This is a genomic window from Shigella sp. FC1544, assembly GCF_001722145.1.
Classification (GTDB): Bacteria; Pseudomonadota; Gammaproteobacteria; order Enterobacterales; family Enterobacteriaceae; genus Escherichia; species Escherichia coli.
Genome location: NZ_MECT01000592.1, coordinates 1 through 14,391, shown reverse-complemented (window position 1 = coordinate 14,391; position 14,391 = coordinate 1). Strand labels below are relative to the sequence as shown.

The following is a 14,391-nucleotide window of genomic DNA, read 5'->3' as shown; positions in this document are numbered from 1 at the left end:
CCTCCGTGGTGGAAATACCGGGGTGTAGCAACAGCTCACCCATGCGGCTCTGACAACGATGTTAACCCGCGTTAAATATCCCACGTTGGCCAGCATCTGTCTCACGGAAAGTCATACTGCCTTACCGCTCATCACGCAGTTGTTTGACCCATCTTGTCATTGTGGAAAGGCCAACATCCATAGCTTTGGCGGCATCTGCCACCGTGTATTTCTGGTCAACAACCAGTTGAGCGGATTCGCGTTTAAACTCTGCGCTAAAATTTCTTTTTTTTCATTGGAGCACCTGTGTTGTTCTGAGGTGAGCATATCACCTCTGTTCAGGTGGCCAAATTCAGTGTGCCACTTCAGGTGTTGCTGAACCGTGTTGATACATCAACTGCACCTGATATTGAGTGGCCGACTTCACCTGCAGAGTAATCAACGGCGCAGGGATGATATTTTGTGCGTGAAGTGCCTCCCCGACCATTCAGATAGTCGGGGAGGGGTATTGGGGTTATACGCAATCAGTTTTAGTTAAAGACCGAAGCTCTCGAAAAATCTTTCTCCAAAACCAGAATGGAATTGATTGATTTTGATAGGATCTATAACGCCGTTACCTTAAACGGCAAAACCACTCAAAAACAAACTTAATGCATTGAATATAAATGATTAATCATCTAATTCGCTCACCTTCTTATTCAGCAAACGAGAAGCGCGCCAGTAAACCAGCAACATCAGGCCCATTACGATAGTCAGCGTAATGCTGGTGGCTGCACCAAACGGCCAGTCACGAATATTGAGGAACTGTACCTTGATGACGTTACCGATCAGCAGGTTTTTCGCACCGCCCATCAGGTCGGACACATAGAACAGGCCCATCGCTGGCAGCATCACCAGCAGACATCCGGCAATAATCCCCGGCATCGTCAGTGGAATAATGATGCGGATAAAAGTCTGTAACTTGCTGGCACCGAGATCGCGCGCCGCCTCAAGCAACGGCTTATCCAGTTTTTCGATACTGGAGTACAGCGGCATCACCATAAACGGCAGCAGAATGTAAACCAGACCGATAATCACCGCACTGGGCGTGAACATGATACGGATTGGTGTGTCGATAACGCCCAGCCAGAGCAAAAACTCGTTGAGATAGCCTTTGGTGCTGAGGAAAATTTTCAGCCCGTAGATACGAATCAATGAGTTGGTCCAGAACGGAACAATCAGCAGAAACAGCAGCAGCGGACGCACCTTGTGTGGCAGCTTCGCCAGAAACCAGGCAAATGGATAGCCCAGCACCAGGCAGGCGAGGGTGGCGATCAGCGCCATATTCAGCGAGTGCAATAGCACTTCAAAATAGAGCGGATCGAGCAGACGCGTGTAGTTATCCAGCGTAAAGACCATTTTGACGAAACTGGCGTCGTCGCGGGTCAAAAAGCTGGTGCCAATGATCATCAGGTTGGGCAGAAAGACAAACAACACAAGCCAACCGACAATAGTGACAATCACTACATTCTGGAACTTACTTGTGTTCTTCATCAGCCAGTACGACCTCCCAGCTTTCTACCCAATTAATGGCCATTTTTTGGTCGAGAGAGTGGTCAAAGTCAGGATCGTCTTCATTGAAGAATTCGCTGACCATCACCATCTTGCCATTTTCCAGTTCAACAACCGACTCCAGCGTCATGCCTTTGTAGTTACGCTCACGAACGTAACCAATCAGCCCTTCAGCGTGGTTGTCGTCGTTAATCTCTTCAACACGTAAGTCTTCCGGGCGCAGCAGAACATGCAGTTTTTGCCCCGGTTCAACGGCGAAGTTAACGTAGATATTACATTCGCGGCCTTCAACGTTGGCGCGTACGCGCTGCTCGTCGAGTCGCTCGATCACCGTGGCGTTAAACATATTAATTTCGCCAATGAAGCCGGCAACAAACAGGTTTTTCGGCTCTTCGTAGATTTCACGCGGCGTGCCGTCTTGCTCAATGCGACCCTCGCGCATCACCACAATCCTGTCTGACATGGTGAGTGCTTCTTCCTGGTCGTGAGTCACGAAGACGAATGTAATGCCAAGCTTACGCTGTAACGCTTTCAGCTCGTTCTGCATTTGCTTACGCAGTTTGTAATCCAGCGCTGAGAGCGACTCATCCAGCAACAACAGACGAGGCTTGTTAACCACCGCGCGAGCAATGGCGACGCGTTGCTGTTGACCACCAGAGAGCTGATGCGGTTTACGTTGAGCGAAGGTTTCCAGTTGCACCATCCGCAGGGCTTCCATCACGCGGGGCGTAATTTCAGCAGCGGGGGTTTTTTGCATGCGCAACCCAAAGGCCACATTTTCGAACACGGTCATGTGGGGGAAAAGTGCGTAGCTTTGGAAAACAGTGTTCACATAGCGGTTTTCCGCCGGAACGTGGGTGATGTCCTCGTTATCCAGCATGATGCGTCCGGAATCAACAGTTTCCAGACCTGCAATCAGGCGAAGAACGGTTGTTTTACCGCAGCCAGAAGGGCCAAGCAGCGTGAGGAACTCGCCATTGTTGATAGTCAGATCCAGCTGGGGAATGACCTCTTTACCATCAAAGCATTTGCGAATTCCCGCCAATTGCACCAGCGGTGAAAGCGAACTCGGTTGTTTATTCAATTTTTTACTCTGTCCCATGTAAACGCAACGGATGGCTTACCGATGCGGGGTTTGTGGTTAACCACCTTGGTGACTCTTAATGAGGGCTGTAATTCTACGGCAAACCGCTTGAATCGCCAATCTTTGTTGTGAATTACTGGCTTAGCTTTATATTCATTAAGGTAATGCTGATAAATATTCCCGCTTGCAGGGGTAAAAGTGACCTGACGCAATATTTGTCTTTTCTTGCTTCTTAATAATGTTGTCACAAAAAGTGAGGGTGACTACATGGATAAACTACTTGAGCGATTTTTGAACTACGTGTCTCTGGATACCCAATCAAAAGCAGGGGTGAGACAGGTTCCCAGCACGGAAGGCCAATGGAAGTTATTGCATCTGCTGAAAGAGCAGCTCGAAGAAATGGGGCTTATCAATGTGACCTTAAGTGAGAAGGGCACTTTGATGGCGACGTTACCGGCTAACGTCCCTGGCGATATCCCGGCGATTGGCTTTATTTCTCATGTGGATACCTCACCGGATTGCAGCGGCAAAAATGTTAATCCGCAAATTGTTGAAAACTATCGCGGTGGCGATATTGCGCTGGGTATCGGCGATGAAGTTTTATCACCGGTTATGTTCCCGGTGCTGCATCAGCTACTGGGTCAGACGTTGATTACCACCGATGGTAAAACCTTGTTAGGTGCCGATGACAAAGCAGGTATTGCAGAAATCATGACCGCGCTGGCGGTATTGCAACAGAAAAACATTCCGCATGGTGATATTCGCGTCGCCTTTACCCCGGATGAAGAAGTGGGCAAAGGGGCGAAACATTTTGATGTTGATGCCTTCGATGCCCGCTGGGCTTACACTGTTGACGGTGGTGGCGTAGGCGAACTGGAGTTTGAAAACTTCAACGCCGCATCGGTCAATATCAAAATTGTCGGTAACAATGTTCATCCGGGCACGGCGAAAGGAGTGATGGTAAATGCGCTGTCGCTGGCGGCACGTATTCATGCGGAAGTTCCGGCGGATGAAAGCCCGGAAATGACAGAAGGCTATGAAGGTTTCTATCACCTGGCGGGCATGAAAGGCACCGTTGAACGGGCCGATATGCACTACATCATCCGTGATTTCGACCGTAAACAGTTTGAAGCGCGTAAATGTAAAATGATGGAGATCGCCAAAAAAGTGGGCAAAGGGTTACATCCTGATTGCTACATTGAACTGGTGATTGAAGACAGTTACTACAATATGCGCGAGAAAGTGGTTGAGCATCCGCATATTCTCGATATCGCCCAGCAGGCGATGCGTGACTGCGATATTGAACCGGAACTGAAACCGATCCGCGGCGGTACCGACGGCGCGCAGTTGTCGTTTATGGGATTACCGTGCCCGAACTTGTTCACTGGCGGTTACAACTATCATGGTAAGCATGAGTTTGTGACTCTGGAAGGTATGGAAAAAGCGGTGCAGGTGATCGTCCGTATTGCCGAGTTAACGGCGCAACGGAAGTAAGCGAAAAGGGATGCGGCATGTGATGCCGCATCCGGCTTAAATCCAAACTTACCCTTCGAAGAACCAATACCCGCTATTGACCAGCGCCGCGAGCATCGCGAGGAATGACGGATCTTCCAGCGCATCGCCAAAATTCTCCGCAGTCAGCGCAATGTTGCTGGCGAGTGCATCCAGTGCCGGACGGTGCGGGGAATCGATCTTCTCACCATTGGCATACACGTCGTCGCCAATGCGCAATACGCGCAGACCACCCAGGCGCACCAGCACATCACCTTGTTTCAGCGCATCGTAGATTTCATCTGGCTGATAAGGCGGTTCCGGCGGCGCGATATCCAGTTCATGACGTGACTGGGATATAAACTCGCCAAACCATTGCTTAAAGTGTTCCGGCTGGTTGATCAATTCGAGCATCATCTCACGCAGTTTATCCATCTCTTGAGGCAGAACATCCGCAGGATGAGCGCGAGGTGGAACATCAGGATCGCTGTAGTAGTTGCCGCCCAGTTCACGTTGCAGCACATAATCGGCAAATCCACTAATCAGTTCCCGCGTATTTGGCGCGCGAAAGCCCACGGAATAGTTCATCGCATTTTCCAGCGCGTAGCCTTCATGCGGGAATCCTGGCGGAATATAAAGAATATCACCAGGCTCCAGCTCTTCATCGATGATGGCTTCGAACGGATCGACCTGTAACAGATCCGGATGTGGGCAGTGCTGTTTCATTTGCAGCCTTTCGCCCACTCGCCAGCGACGACGTCCGGTACCCTGAATGATAAACACGTCGTACTGATCGAGATGCGGGCCGACGCCGCCGCCAGGTACAGAAAAAGAAATCATCAGATCATCAATACGCCAGTCCGGTAGTTCACGGAACGGTCGCATCAGCGCGGCGGTCGGCTCATGCCAGTGGTTCACTGCCTGTACCAGTAATGACCAGTTGGTTTCACCGAGATGATCGTAGCTTTCGAACGGGCCGTGGCTGACCTGCCATTTGCCATCCTGGTGACTGACCAGTCGACTGTCAACTTCGCTTTCCATCGCCAGACCCGCCAACTCGTCTGGAGAGATCGGGTCAATAAAATTATTAAAGCCGCGTTTTAACACCACCGGGCGTTTCTGCCAGTGACGTTCAAGAAAATCGGGCCAGTTAAGAGTGAGTTGGTATTCCATGTTAAGCATCCACAGGCTGGTATCTGCAACCGATTATAACGGATGCTTAACGTAATGCGTGAAGTATGGACATATTTATTCATCTTTCGGCGCAGAATGCTGGCGACCAAAAATCACCTCCATCCGCGCACCGCCCAGCATGCTCTCTCCGGCGACGATTTTACCCTCATATTGCTCGGTGATTTCGCGGGCTACCGCCAGCCCTACACCTTGCCCAGGGCGTAAAGTATCAACCCGTTGACCACGGTCGAAAATGACCTCTCGCTTGCTTAATGGAATACCGGGGCCATCATCCTCGACCACAATATAGAGATGCTCGTCGGTTTGCCTTGCAGAAATTTCGACAAACTCGAGGCAATATTTACAGGCATTATCCAGCACGTTGCCCATCACCTCGACAAAATCGTTCTGCTCACCGACAAAGCTGATCTCTGGCGAAATATCGAGAGAGATATTGACCCCTTTGCGTTGATACACTTTGTTCAGCGCTGAGGTGAGATTGTCCAGCAGTGGGGCGACCGGATGCAGCTCGCGGCTGAGCAATGTCCCGCCGCGCATACTGGCACGATGCAGGTAGTAGCCAATTTGCTGTGAAATGCGGCTGATTTGCTCCAGCATTACCGGTTCAGCATCACTGACGCTCATCTTTTCACTACGCAGAGAACGCAGCGTACTTTGCAGCACCGCCAGTGGCGTTTTCAGACTATGGGTCAGGTCGGTGAGCGTCGTACGGTATTTGTCGTAACGTTCGCGTTCACTTTTTAACAATCGGTTCAGGTTTCGTACCAGACTGGTCAGTTCTCGCGTTGTGGCTGGATTGAGCAATTCGCGGTTATGTTCTTCCAGTTCGCGGACTTCTTTTGCCAGGGCTTCGATGGGGCGTAAACTCCACCAGGCGGCGACCCACAGCAGCGGGATCACTAACAGCAGATTGGCTGAGAGCACATAGATAAACCAGCTCCAGACCATATAGGAACTTTTTAGCTCCACCGGAATGGTATCCACCACCACAATGGTTAATTTTGGCATCCGCGATGTTGCCGGGTAGACGTTTACTGCCACCGAGTGGGTCATCTCCGCGTCGTCATCATCTTCCCGCACTTCCTGCAACTGTTGCTGTATCGAATGATCTCCACTCAGCAAGAGGCTGGTATCGTTAACATCCGCTTCAATTTCATGAAAACCATTCGATTTCAGCCAGTCAGGCTGGATCATCTTCATCAGCCAGGGCACGTCACGTTGCGCCCATAAAAGCTGCCCGTTCTCATCATAAATTAGCGTCATGGTGGGGCTTTGCTTGTCGATATTTTCGGGTAACTCGACATGCAACTTATTGTTTTCCCACTTCGCAAGGGTATAGAACAGATTGCTCTCGCCACGTAACAGCCGAAACGTAGTTTTATCGAAACTGACGCTATAACCGATCAGCGCGACCATTCCGTAGGCAAGCGAAAGCACCAGTACTACCGCAGCCGTTGCCAACAGAAAACGTACCCGCAGCGAGAGCGGGAAAAAAAGACGCAGTAATTTTTTCATCAGCGCAATTCGAACAAATAGCCCTGGCCGCGAACGGTAGTAATCACTTCTTGCGGATATTGTGCCTGAATTTTTTTGCGCAGACGTCCCATCAGTACATCAATGGTATGGCTTTCCCGCAGCTCCGCATCCGGATAGAGTTGGAGCATTAACGAATCTTTGCTCACCACTTTGCCATTATTGCGTATCAACGTTTCCATAATGGTGTATTCGAACGCGGTCAGTTTGATCACTTCGTCATTAATAGATAATTCACGGCGAGAGAGATCAACCTGAAACGGTGGTAGCGAAATGACCTGTGAAGCCAGACCGCTATTACGCCGCATTAATGCCTGCATTCGCGCCATCACCTCTTCAATATGAAATGGTTTAGTCACGTAATCATCAGCACCAGCACTTAATACTTCGACTTTGTCCTGCCAGCTTTCACGGGCGGTTAATACCAGAATCGGCAGTGAAACATCATTGCTACGCCAGCGGCGAATCAGTGACAGACCGTCCTCGTCTGGCAATCCGAGATCGACAATCGCAATATCCGGTAAATGTTCATTGAGATAATAATCGGCTTCTTTGGCATCTTCTGCATCATCGACCTGATGACCAGCATCCTGAATCTGAACTTTAAGGTGGTGACGTAACAACGCATTGTCTTCAACAACCAGTACGCGCATTTTTATTTCTCCCTGTCTTAATTATTAAAATAGTGTAACGCGATTATGTGGTTATGGGGGTAAACATTAAATAAACCAGCGGGGAGGGGAGGTAAAGTGAAAAAATAAAAAGCGGATAATCTTAATAAGCAGGCCGGACAGCATCGCCATCCGGCACTGATACGAGTTTATTTCAGCTCATCAACCATGGTGATGGCGCGACCAATGTAGTTTGCCGGCGTCATCGCTTTCAGGCGGGCTTTCTCTTCTTCTGGCAACGCCAGACCGTCGATAAACTGCTTCATGCCTTCGGCGTCAACGCGCTTACCACGAGTCAGCTCTTTCAGCTTCTCGTACGGTTTTTCGATGCCATAGCGACGCATAACTGTCTGGATTGGCTCCGCCAGCACTTCCCAGTTGTGATCCAGCTCATCCAGCAGATGGTCACGGTTCACTTCCAGTTTGCTCACGCCTTTCAGGGTGGATTGATACGCAATCAGCGCATAACCGATACCCACGCCGAGGTTACGCAGCACGGTGGAGTCGGTCAGGTCACGCTGCCAGCGGGAAACCGGCAGTTTGCTTGCCAGATGCTGTAATACCGCGTTGGAAAGGCCCAGATTCCCTTCGGAGTTCTCGAAGTCGATCGGGTTAACTTTATGCGGCATGGTGGAAGAACCAATCTCACCAGCAATGGTTTTCTGTTTGAAGTGGTTAAGGGCGATATAACCCCAGACGTCACGGTCAAAGTCGATCAGAATGGTGTTGAAGCGCGCAACGCAATCAAACAGTTCGGCAATGTAGTCGTGCGGTTCAATCTGGGTAGTGTACGGGTTCCACTGAATACCCAGCGAGGTGACGAACTCTTCGCTGAACTGATGCCAGTCAACTTCCGGGTAAGCGGCGATGTGGGCGTTATAGTTACCGACCGCGCCGTTGATTTTGCCGAGGATCTCCACCTGGTTAAGCTGGCGGTACTGGCGCTCCATACGGTAGGCGACGTTTGCCATCTCTTTACCGATGGTTGACGGCGTGGCTGGCTGACCGTGGGTACGAGACAGCAGCGGGATATCGCGGTACTGAACGGCGAGATCTTTAATGCCATCAATCAGTTGACGCCAGTACGGCAGGATCACTTCATCACGCGCGGTTTTCAGCATTAATGCGTGGGAGAGGTTATTGATATCTTCCGAAGTACAGGCAAAGTGGATGAATTCAGAAACCGCGTGCAGTTCCGGGATCTCCGCCACTTTTTCTTTCAGGAAATACTCAACCGCTTTAACGTCGTGGTTAGTGGTACGCTCGATGGTTTTGATGCGTGCGGCATCTTCTTCGCTGAAATTGGGGACAATTGCATCAAGGTAACCGATTGCGTCGGCAGCAAAAGCAGGAACTTCCTTGATCGCTGCGTGCGCGGCCAGTTTTTGCAGCCAACGTACTTCAACTTGTACACGGAATTTCAGCAAACCATATTCGCTGAAAATCCCGCGCAGCGCGCTGACTTTATCGCCGTAGCGTCCATCGACAGGGGAAACGGCGGTCAGTGAGGATAATTCCATAGATCACAACTCCGGGGTTAAATGAGCAAGAATTTGTTTTGCCTGAGTGGTCAGGCGATTACGAGAAAACATCAGTTGCAGACGTCCGCCGCCGACCTGGTGCCAGAGCACGGCGGCGCGAATGCCTGCCAGCAGGGTTGCGCGAACTTTCGCCGGCACTTGTGGGCTTTGCAGTACAGCAGGGGAACCGGTGACCTGAATGCGCGGGCCAAGCGGGCTGATCACATCAACATAGATAGCAGCCATCGCGCTCATCAGCGTTTCGGACTGTAAATCGAAGTGTTCGAGCTGGCGTTGCAGGCCGTTGATCCGGTTGCCCAGAGTGTCGAGCGCGCCTTTCGCTGAGGAGAGTTTGCGCTCAAGCACCATCAAGCTGAGTGTGTAGCGGGTTAATTCGGCGTTTAAGCCCTGGCGACTGCTGGCATTGAGCACGCCGAGCAGGGTTTCCAGCCCGACGCGCAGGTTGGCTTCGCTACCGCCAAAAACCGCCAGCGTCGAGCTGGGGTTCATATCAATAATACTGTTGAGTGAGACGTGTAGCGCATCGGCATCACAATGCCCCTGGTGAGCGAGTTGTTGCACCAGGCGTGCCGACTGACAAATACCGGCCAGGGCGAGGGTGATGTCATAGTAATTCTTTGCCACGTTCACTGCTTCCTTGTTTTAAGTAAAGATAATAATCAGACCGGCAGCGGCAGACGCTGCTCAATAATACCGCCACCGAGGCACACTTCACCGTTATAGAAGACGGCAGACTGGCCCGGCGTCACGGCGGCAACCGGTTCATCGAAAATCACTTCAATGCGATCATCGTCCAGCGCCTTGACGGTGCAAGGGATATCGGTCTGGCGATAGCGGGTTTTTACCGTGCAACGCATAGTACCGGTGAATGGTTCGCGATCGACCCAGTGCAACTGCTGGGCAATCAACCCGACAGACATCAGCCGCGGGTGTTCATGGCCCTGCGCAACAACCAGAATGTTGTTTTCGACGTCTTTGTCCACCACATACCACGGTTCTTCGGTGCCTTCTTTGGTGCCACCGATACCCAGACCTTTACGCTGACCGAGAGTGTGATACATCAGCCCCTGGTGCTCACCAATTTCATCGCCATCGACGGTAATGATTTTGCCCGGTTGCGCCGGGAGATAACGGCCCAGGAACTCGCGGAATTTACGTTCGCCAATGAAGCAAATGCCGGTAGAGTCTTTTTTCTTCGCGGTGACCAGACCAAGATCTTCAGCAATCTTACGCACCTGCGGTTTTTCCAGTTCGCCGACCGGGAACAGGCTTTGCGCAATCTGCTCATGGCTGAGCGTATAAAGGAAGTAGCTCTGGTCTTTATTGCTGTCCAGACCACGCAGCAGGCGGCTCTTGCCATCGACATCGGCCCGACGTACGTAATGACCGGTAGCGATATAATCGGCACCTAAATCTTCGGCGGCAAATTCGAGGAAAGCTTTAAATTTGATCTCTTTGTTGCACAGAATATCCGGATTCGGCGTGCGACCGGCTTTATATTCGGCAAGGAACAGTTCGAAGACGTTGTCCCAGTACTCGGCAGCAAAGTTAACGGTGTGCAGTTCAATGCCGAGCTTGTCGCAGACAGCCTGGGCATCAGCCAGATCCGCTGCCGCTGTGCAATATTCCTCACCGTCGTCTTCTTCCCAGTTCTTCATAAACAGGCCTTCAACCTGATATCCCTGTTGTTGCAACAGCCAGGCAGAAACGGAGGAATCGACACCGCCGGACATGCCGACGATTACTTTTTTTGCGGTTTCAGACATTGGATCACTCACGACATTGAACTTCAAGGCGGCGTATTCTATCACGCAGCCTTTTAGATGACACCCTTTGTAAAAGGCCAGTTAAAATCGCCAATCATCTCCAGCGGATAGCGTTGCCCGCTTTGATAACAACGGATACTTTCCGCCACCAGCGGCGAACGAAGATTTGACGCCTTTAAAATTTCTTCGGCGCTGACCCAACGACAGCAGTCGATATCGCTGTCATGAGGCTGGGTCGGGCATATTTGCTCAAGCTCAATGGCAAAGAGGAAACGCAAAAACGGCGTTTTATCTGGCGCAATCCACTGATGCATACGAATAAAGTGTTGCGGTTGCGCGCTGATGCCGGTTTCTTCCCATAGCTCACGGGCGGCAGCTTCCACTAAGGTTTCATCGGCTTCCAGATGCCCGGCAGGTTGGTTCCATAACGCTTTACCATTAATCGTCTCTTCAACGACTAAAAATTTACCCTCTGCGTGCACTACGCAAGCAACGGTAACGTGCGGTTTAAACATTGTGCATCCTTATTCTGTTGCTTCTCGCCATTCGCCATTGGCAAGGTTATCCAAAGTGTAATCACCCATCGCATAACGAATCAGTCGCAGCGTGGGGAAACCAACATGGGCGGTCATGCGGCGCACCTGGCGATTACGTCCTTCATATAAGGTGATCTTCAGCCAGCTGGTGGGAATACTTTTGCGTTCACGAATTGGTGGATTCCGCGGCCATAACCACGCTGGTTCGTCAACCAGCTCCGCGCCGGCGGGCAGGGTAGGGCCATCATTTAAGGTTACGCCATTGCGCAAGGCTTCAAGTGCGTCTTGTGTGGGAATACCTTCCACCTGCACATAATAGATTTTCCCGGTGCGTTTGCCCGGCTGGGTTAAACGCGCCTGCAACGCGCCGTTATTGGTCAGCACCAGTAACCCTTCGCTATCGCGGTCAAGACGACCTGCAGCATAAACGCCCTGAACCGGGATGAATTCTTTTAATGTTTTGCGTCCGGCTTCATCGGTGAACTGCGGAAGAACATCGTAGGGTTTATTGAACAGGATCACACGCGTGGGCTGGTTTTCAGGTTTACGCCTGGTAGAACGTTGCGAGCTGAATCGCTTAACCAGGTGATTTCTAAAAGAAGTTTTTTGCATGGTATTTTCAGAGATTATGAATTGCCGCATTATAGCCTAATAACGCGCATCTTTCATGACGGCAAACAATAGGGTAGTATTGACAAGCCAATTACAAATCATTAACAAAAAATTGCTCTAAAGCATCCGTATCGCAGGACGCAAACGCATATGCAACGTGGTGGCAGACGAGCAAACCAGTAGCGCTCGAAGGAGAGGTGAATGGAAAGTAAAGTAGTTGTTCCGGCACAAGGCAAGAAGATCACCCTGCAAAACGGCAAACTCAACGTTCCTGAAAATCCGATTATCCCTTACATTGAAGGTGATGGAATCGGTGTAGATGTAACCCCAGCCATGCTGAAAGTGGTCGACGCTGCAGTCGAGAAAGCCTATAAAGGCGAGCGTAAAATCTCCTGGATGGAAATTTACACCGGTGAAAAATCCACACAGGTTTATGGTCAGGATGTCTGGCTGCCTGCTGAAACCCTTGATCTGATTCGTGAATATCGCGTTACCATTAAAGGTCCGCTGACCACTCCTGTTGGTGGCGGTATTCGCTCTCTGAACGTTGCCCTGCGCCAGGAACTGGATCTCTACATCTGCCTGCGTCCGGTACGTTACTATCAGGGCACTCCAAGCCCGGTTAAACACCCTGAACTGACCGATATGGTTATCTTCCGTGAAAACTCGGAAGACATTTATGCGGGTATCGAATGGAAAGCAGACTCTGCCGACGCCGAGAAAGTGATTAAATTCCTGCGTGAAGAGATGGGGGTGAAGAAAATTCGCTTCCCGGAACATTGTGGTATCGGTATTAAGCCGTGTTCGGAAGAAGGCACCAAACGTCTGGTTCGTGCAGCGATCGAATACGCAATTGCTAACGATCGTGACTCTGTGACTCTGGTGCACAAAGGCAACATCATGAAGTTCACCGAAGGCGCGTTTAAAGACTGGGGCTACCAGCTGGCGCGTGAAGAGTTTGGCGGTGAACTGATCGACGGCGGCCCGTGGCTGAAAGTTAAAAACCCGAACACCGGCAAAGAGATCGTCATTAAAGACGTGATTGCTGATGCATTCCTGCAACAGATCCTGCTGCGTCCGGCTGAATATGATGTTATCGCCTGTATGAACCTGAACGGTGACTACATTTCTGACGCCCTGGCAGCGCAGGTTGGCGGTATCGGTATCGCCCCTGGAGCAAACATCGGTGACGAATGCGCCCTGTTTGAAGCCACCCACGGTACTGCGCCGAAATACGCCGGTCAGGACAAAGTAAATCCAGGCTCTATCATCCTCTCCGCTGAGATGATGCTGCGCCATATGGGGTGGACTGAAGCGGCTGATTTAATTGTTAAAGGTATGGAAGGTGCTATCAACGCGAAAACCGTAACTTATGACTTTGAACGTCTGATGGAAGGCGCTAAGCTGCTGAAATGTTCAGAGTTTGGTGAAGCGATCATCGAAAACATGTAATCTATCCATGAGTTAAATATTGAAACGGGCGTATAACACGCCCGTTGTTTTATTTATGTGGATATTATTAATAGCATATCGAGCATATTTTTATAATGCAACTATTATGTAAACATTTATTTGTTATTTTGCTTTCTCCTGGAGGACACTCTTGACTGCTTTTGAGTAAACTCCATAAATTCTTGTTGAATGGTGCAATGTTATAAATAGTAATAGGATATTCTTTTTCCTGAAGGATAATACCAAGCTTAACCGGTGTAAATATACTTCCAGGAGGAAGAAATATAGTAGATTGATACCAGATGATCATTTTCATATCACCCCATATGGCTGAAAAAGATATGCCGCATGTAGGTTGAATTACCGTGTCAATTACTACCCACTTCATTTGTTATGTCTTATCCCACGGTATTTAATATAGTTCATTTGGATGTTCATTTCTTTATTTTGCATATGAGTATATTACCCCTTCAAAAAATAAATTAATTAAAACGATTGCTTATATAAAACAAAATTTAAAGCAAGGAATCTCAATGGATGTTAAACAAAATGAGATTTAGTGAAAACAATAAATTATTCACTTCGTTTTAGATTTGTTTAGCTATAATGTTATACATTCAAATGACTGAACATCCTGTAATTAAAACATAGCCTTTATGCTACTAGGTGCCAATTTGCTAAACATTATGGTTGCCTTTTTATATAACGATAATAATGAATATAAACATGACATGAGAATAAGGTTTCAATTTTTGAGTTATATAGGAAAGGTTTAACCTGTTCCTGGCTAAAATACATATAACTGGATGATGACTAAACCAAAACACGGTAATGACTCCAACTTATTGATAGTGTTTTATGTTCAGATAATGCCCGATGACTTTGTCATGCAGCTCCACCGATTTTGAGAACGACAGCGACTTCCGTCCCAGCCTTGCCAGGTGCTGCCTCAGATTCAGGTTATGCCGCTCAATTCGCTGC

16 protein-coding genes and 1 pseudogene are annotated in these 14,391 nt (G+C 49.6%); 3 read left to right on the top strand and 14 right to left on the bottom strand.

What is annotated here, in order from left to right; genetic code table 11:
* Nucleotides 1-124: 124 nt before the first annotated feature.
* A pseudogene (locus BGK49_RS31350) lies at nt 125-271 on the bottom strand (transposase); the annotation flags it as partial.
* 50 nt (nt 272-321) lie between these two features.
* Here BGK49_RS31350 and BGK49_RS31825 point away from each other — a divergent pair.
* Nucleotides 322-417 carry a tail fiber assembly protein gene (locus BGK49_RS31825; protein WP_071821567.1) on the top strand — a complete coding sequence of 32 codons (96 nt, stop codon included), beginning with the start codon at nt 322-324 and terminating at the stop codon, nt 415-417.
* A gap of 231 nt (nt 418-648) precedes the next feature.
* Here BGK49_RS31825 and potB read toward each other — a convergent pair whose 3' ends face one another.
* Both potB and potA read right to left on the bottom strand, forming a co-directional pair.
* The gene (gene potB, locus BGK49_RS24505; protein ID WP_000799406.1) at nt 649-1,512 is read right to left on the bottom strand and encodes a spermidine/putrescine ABC transporter permease PotB; all 864 of its coding nucleotides are present in this window, start codon (nt 1,510-1,512) and stop codon (nt 649-651) included.
* Nucleotides 1,496-2,632 carry a spermidine/putrescine ABC transporter ATP-binding protein PotA gene (potA, locus tag BGK49_RS24500; protein WP_000531601.1) on the bottom strand — a complete coding sequence of 379 codons (1,137 nt, stop codon included), beginning with the start codon at nt 2,630-2,632 and terminating at the stop codon, nt 1,496-1,498. Before potA ends, potB begins: the two co-directional genes overlap by 17 nt.
* Nucleotides 2,633-2,881: 249 nt before the next feature.
* On the opposite strand from potA, the gene pepT reads away from it, so the two are divergent.
* A complete protein-coding gene (pepT, locus tag BGK49_RS24490) occupies nt 2,882-4,108 on the top strand; it encodes a peptidase T (protein ID WP_000359437.1) in 1,227 nt (408 codons plus the stop codon).
* Nucleotides 4,109-4,156: 48 nt separating this feature from the next.
* Here the strand turns inward: pepT and roxA are convergent, their stop codons facing one another.
* The 8 genes from roxA to rluE all read right to left on the bottom strand — a co-directional run bounded on the left by roxA (nt 4,157) and on the right by rluE (nt 11,988).
* Complete coding sequence (gene roxA, locus BGK49_RS24485) at nt 4,157-5,278, bottom strand: [50S ribosomal protein L16]-arginine 3-hydroxylase (RefSeq protein ID WP_005027593.1); 1,122 nt, start codon at nt 5,276-5,278, stop codon at nt 4,157-4,159.
* Between the two features lie 75 nt (nt 5,279-5,353).
* Entirely contained in the window at nt 5,354-6,814 is a 1,461-nt protein-coding gene (gene phoQ / locus BGK49_RS24480; protein ID WP_000735412.1) for a two-component system sensor histidine kinase PhoQ, read from the bottom strand.
* Entirely contained in the window at nt 6,814-7,485 is a 672-nt protein-coding gene (gene phoP, locus BGK49_RS24475; protein WP_001265481.1) for a two-component system response regulator PhoP, read from the bottom strand. The genes phoQ and phoP overlap by 1 nt, the downstream gene beginning before the upstream one ends.
* A gap of 167 nt (nt 7,486-7,652) precedes the next feature.
* On the bottom strand, nt 7,653-9,023 hold the full coding sequence (purB, locus tag BGK49_RS24470) for an adenylosuccinate lyase (protein ID WP_000423748.1): 1,371 nt from the start codon (nt 9,021-9,023) through the stop codon (nt 7,653-7,655).
* Nucleotides 9,024-9,026: 3 nt separating this feature from the next.
* Entirely contained in the window at nt 9,027-9,668 is a 642-nt protein-coding gene (gene hflD / locus BGK49_RS24465; protein WP_004984576.1) for a high frequency lysogenization protein HflD, read from the bottom strand.
* A 35-nt stretch (nt 9,669-9,703) separates the two neighbouring features.
* A complete protein-coding gene (gene mnmA / locus BGK49_RS24460; RefSeq protein ID WP_001297484.1) occupies nt 9,704-10,810 on the bottom strand; it encodes a tRNA 2-thiouridine(34) synthase MnmA in 1,107 nt (368 codons plus the stop codon).
* A gap of 53 nt (nt 10,811-10,863) precedes the next feature.
* Nucleotides 10,864-11,325 (bottom strand): phosphatase NudJ, encoded by a 462-nt coding sequence (gene nudJ, locus BGK49_RS24455; protein ID WP_000476089.1) that lies wholly within the window; start codon nt 11,323-11,325, stop codon nt 10,864-10,866.
* 9 nt (nt 11,326-11,334) lie between these two features.
* Nucleotides 11,335-11,988: a 23S rRNA pseudouridine(2457) synthase RluE gene (gene rluE, locus BGK49_RS24450; protein WP_001248665.1), complete on the bottom strand. Its 654-nt coding sequence runs from the start codon at nt 11,986-11,988 to the stop codon at nt 11,335-11,337.
* Between the two features lie 171 nt (nt 11,989-12,159).
* On the opposite strand from rluE, the gene icd reads away from it, so the two are divergent.
* Entirely contained in the window at nt 12,160-13,410 is a 1,251-nt protein-coding gene (icd, locus tag BGK49_RS24445; protein WP_000444500.1) for an NADP-dependent isocitrate dehydrogenase, read from the top strand.
* A 67-nt stretch (nt 13,411-13,477) separates the two neighbouring features.
* Here icd and iraM read toward each other — a convergent pair whose 3' ends face one another.
* From iraM to BGK49_RS24435, 3 genes are all read right to left on the bottom strand, one after another.
* Entirely contained in the window at nt 13,478-13,798 is a 321-nt protein-coding gene (iraM, locus tag BGK49_RS24440) for an anti-adapter protein IraM (RefSeq protein WP_032335708.1), read from the bottom strand.
* A gap of 252 nt (nt 13,799-14,050) precedes the next feature.
* Nucleotides 14,051-14,095, bottom strand: coding sequence for a hypothetical protein (locus tag BGK49_RS30715; protein ID WP_175057952.1), 45 nt, complete (start codon nt 14,093-14,095; stop codon nt 14,051-14,053).
* Nucleotides 14,096-14,252: 157 nt separating this feature from the next.
* A partial coding sequence (locus BGK49_RS24435; protein WP_021514769.1) for an IS1 family transposase occupies nt 14,253-14,391 on the bottom strand: 139 nt, incomplete at its 5' end.

Excerpts from the sequence above, each read along its gene's own strand:
- potB (WP_000799406.1), bottom strand. The coding sequence starts at position 1,512 with ATGAAGAACACAAGTAAGTTCCAGAATGTAGTGATTGTCACTATTGTC.
- potA (WP_000531601.1), bottom strand. The coding sequence starts at position 2,632 with ATGGGACAGAGTAAAAAATTGAATAAACAACCGAGTTCGCTTTCACCG.
- pepT (WP_000359437.1), top strand. The coding sequence starts at position 2,882 with ATGGATAAACTACTTGAGCGATTTTTGAACTACGTGTCTCTGGATACC.
- roxA (WP_005027593.1), bottom strand. The coding sequence starts at position 5,278 with ATGGAATACCAACTCACTCTTAACTGGCCCGATTTTCTTGAACGTCAC.
- phoQ (WP_000735412.1), bottom strand. The coding sequence starts at position 6,814 with ATGAAAAAATTACTGCGTCTTTTTTTCCCGCTCTCGCTGCGGGTACGT.
- phoP (WP_001265481.1), bottom strand. The coding sequence starts at position 7,485 with ATGCGCGTACTGGTTGTTGAAGACAATGCGTTGTTACGTCACCACCTT.
- purB (WP_000423748.1), bottom strand. The coding sequence starts at position 9,023 with ATGGAATTATCCTCACTGACCGCCGTTTCCCCTGTCGATGGACGCTAC.
- mnmA (WP_001297484.1), bottom strand. The coding sequence starts at position 10,810 with ATGTCTGAAACCGCAAAAAAAGTAATCGTCGGCATGTCCGGCGGTGTC.
- nudJ (WP_000476089.1), bottom strand. The coding sequence starts at position 11,325 with ATGTTTAAACCGCACGTTACCGTTGCTTGCGTAGTGCACGCAGAGGGT.
- rluE (WP_001248665.1), bottom strand. The coding sequence starts at position 11,988 with ATGCGGCAATTCATAATCTCTGAAAATACCATGCAAAAAACTTCTTTT.
- icd (WP_000444500.1), top strand. The coding sequence starts at position 12,160 with ATGGAAAGTAAAGTAGTTGTTCCGGCACAAGGCAAGAAGATCACCCTG.
- iraM (WP_032335708.1), bottom strand. The coding sequence starts at position 13,798 with ATGAAGTGGGTAGTAATTGACACGGTAATTCAACCTACATGCGGCATA.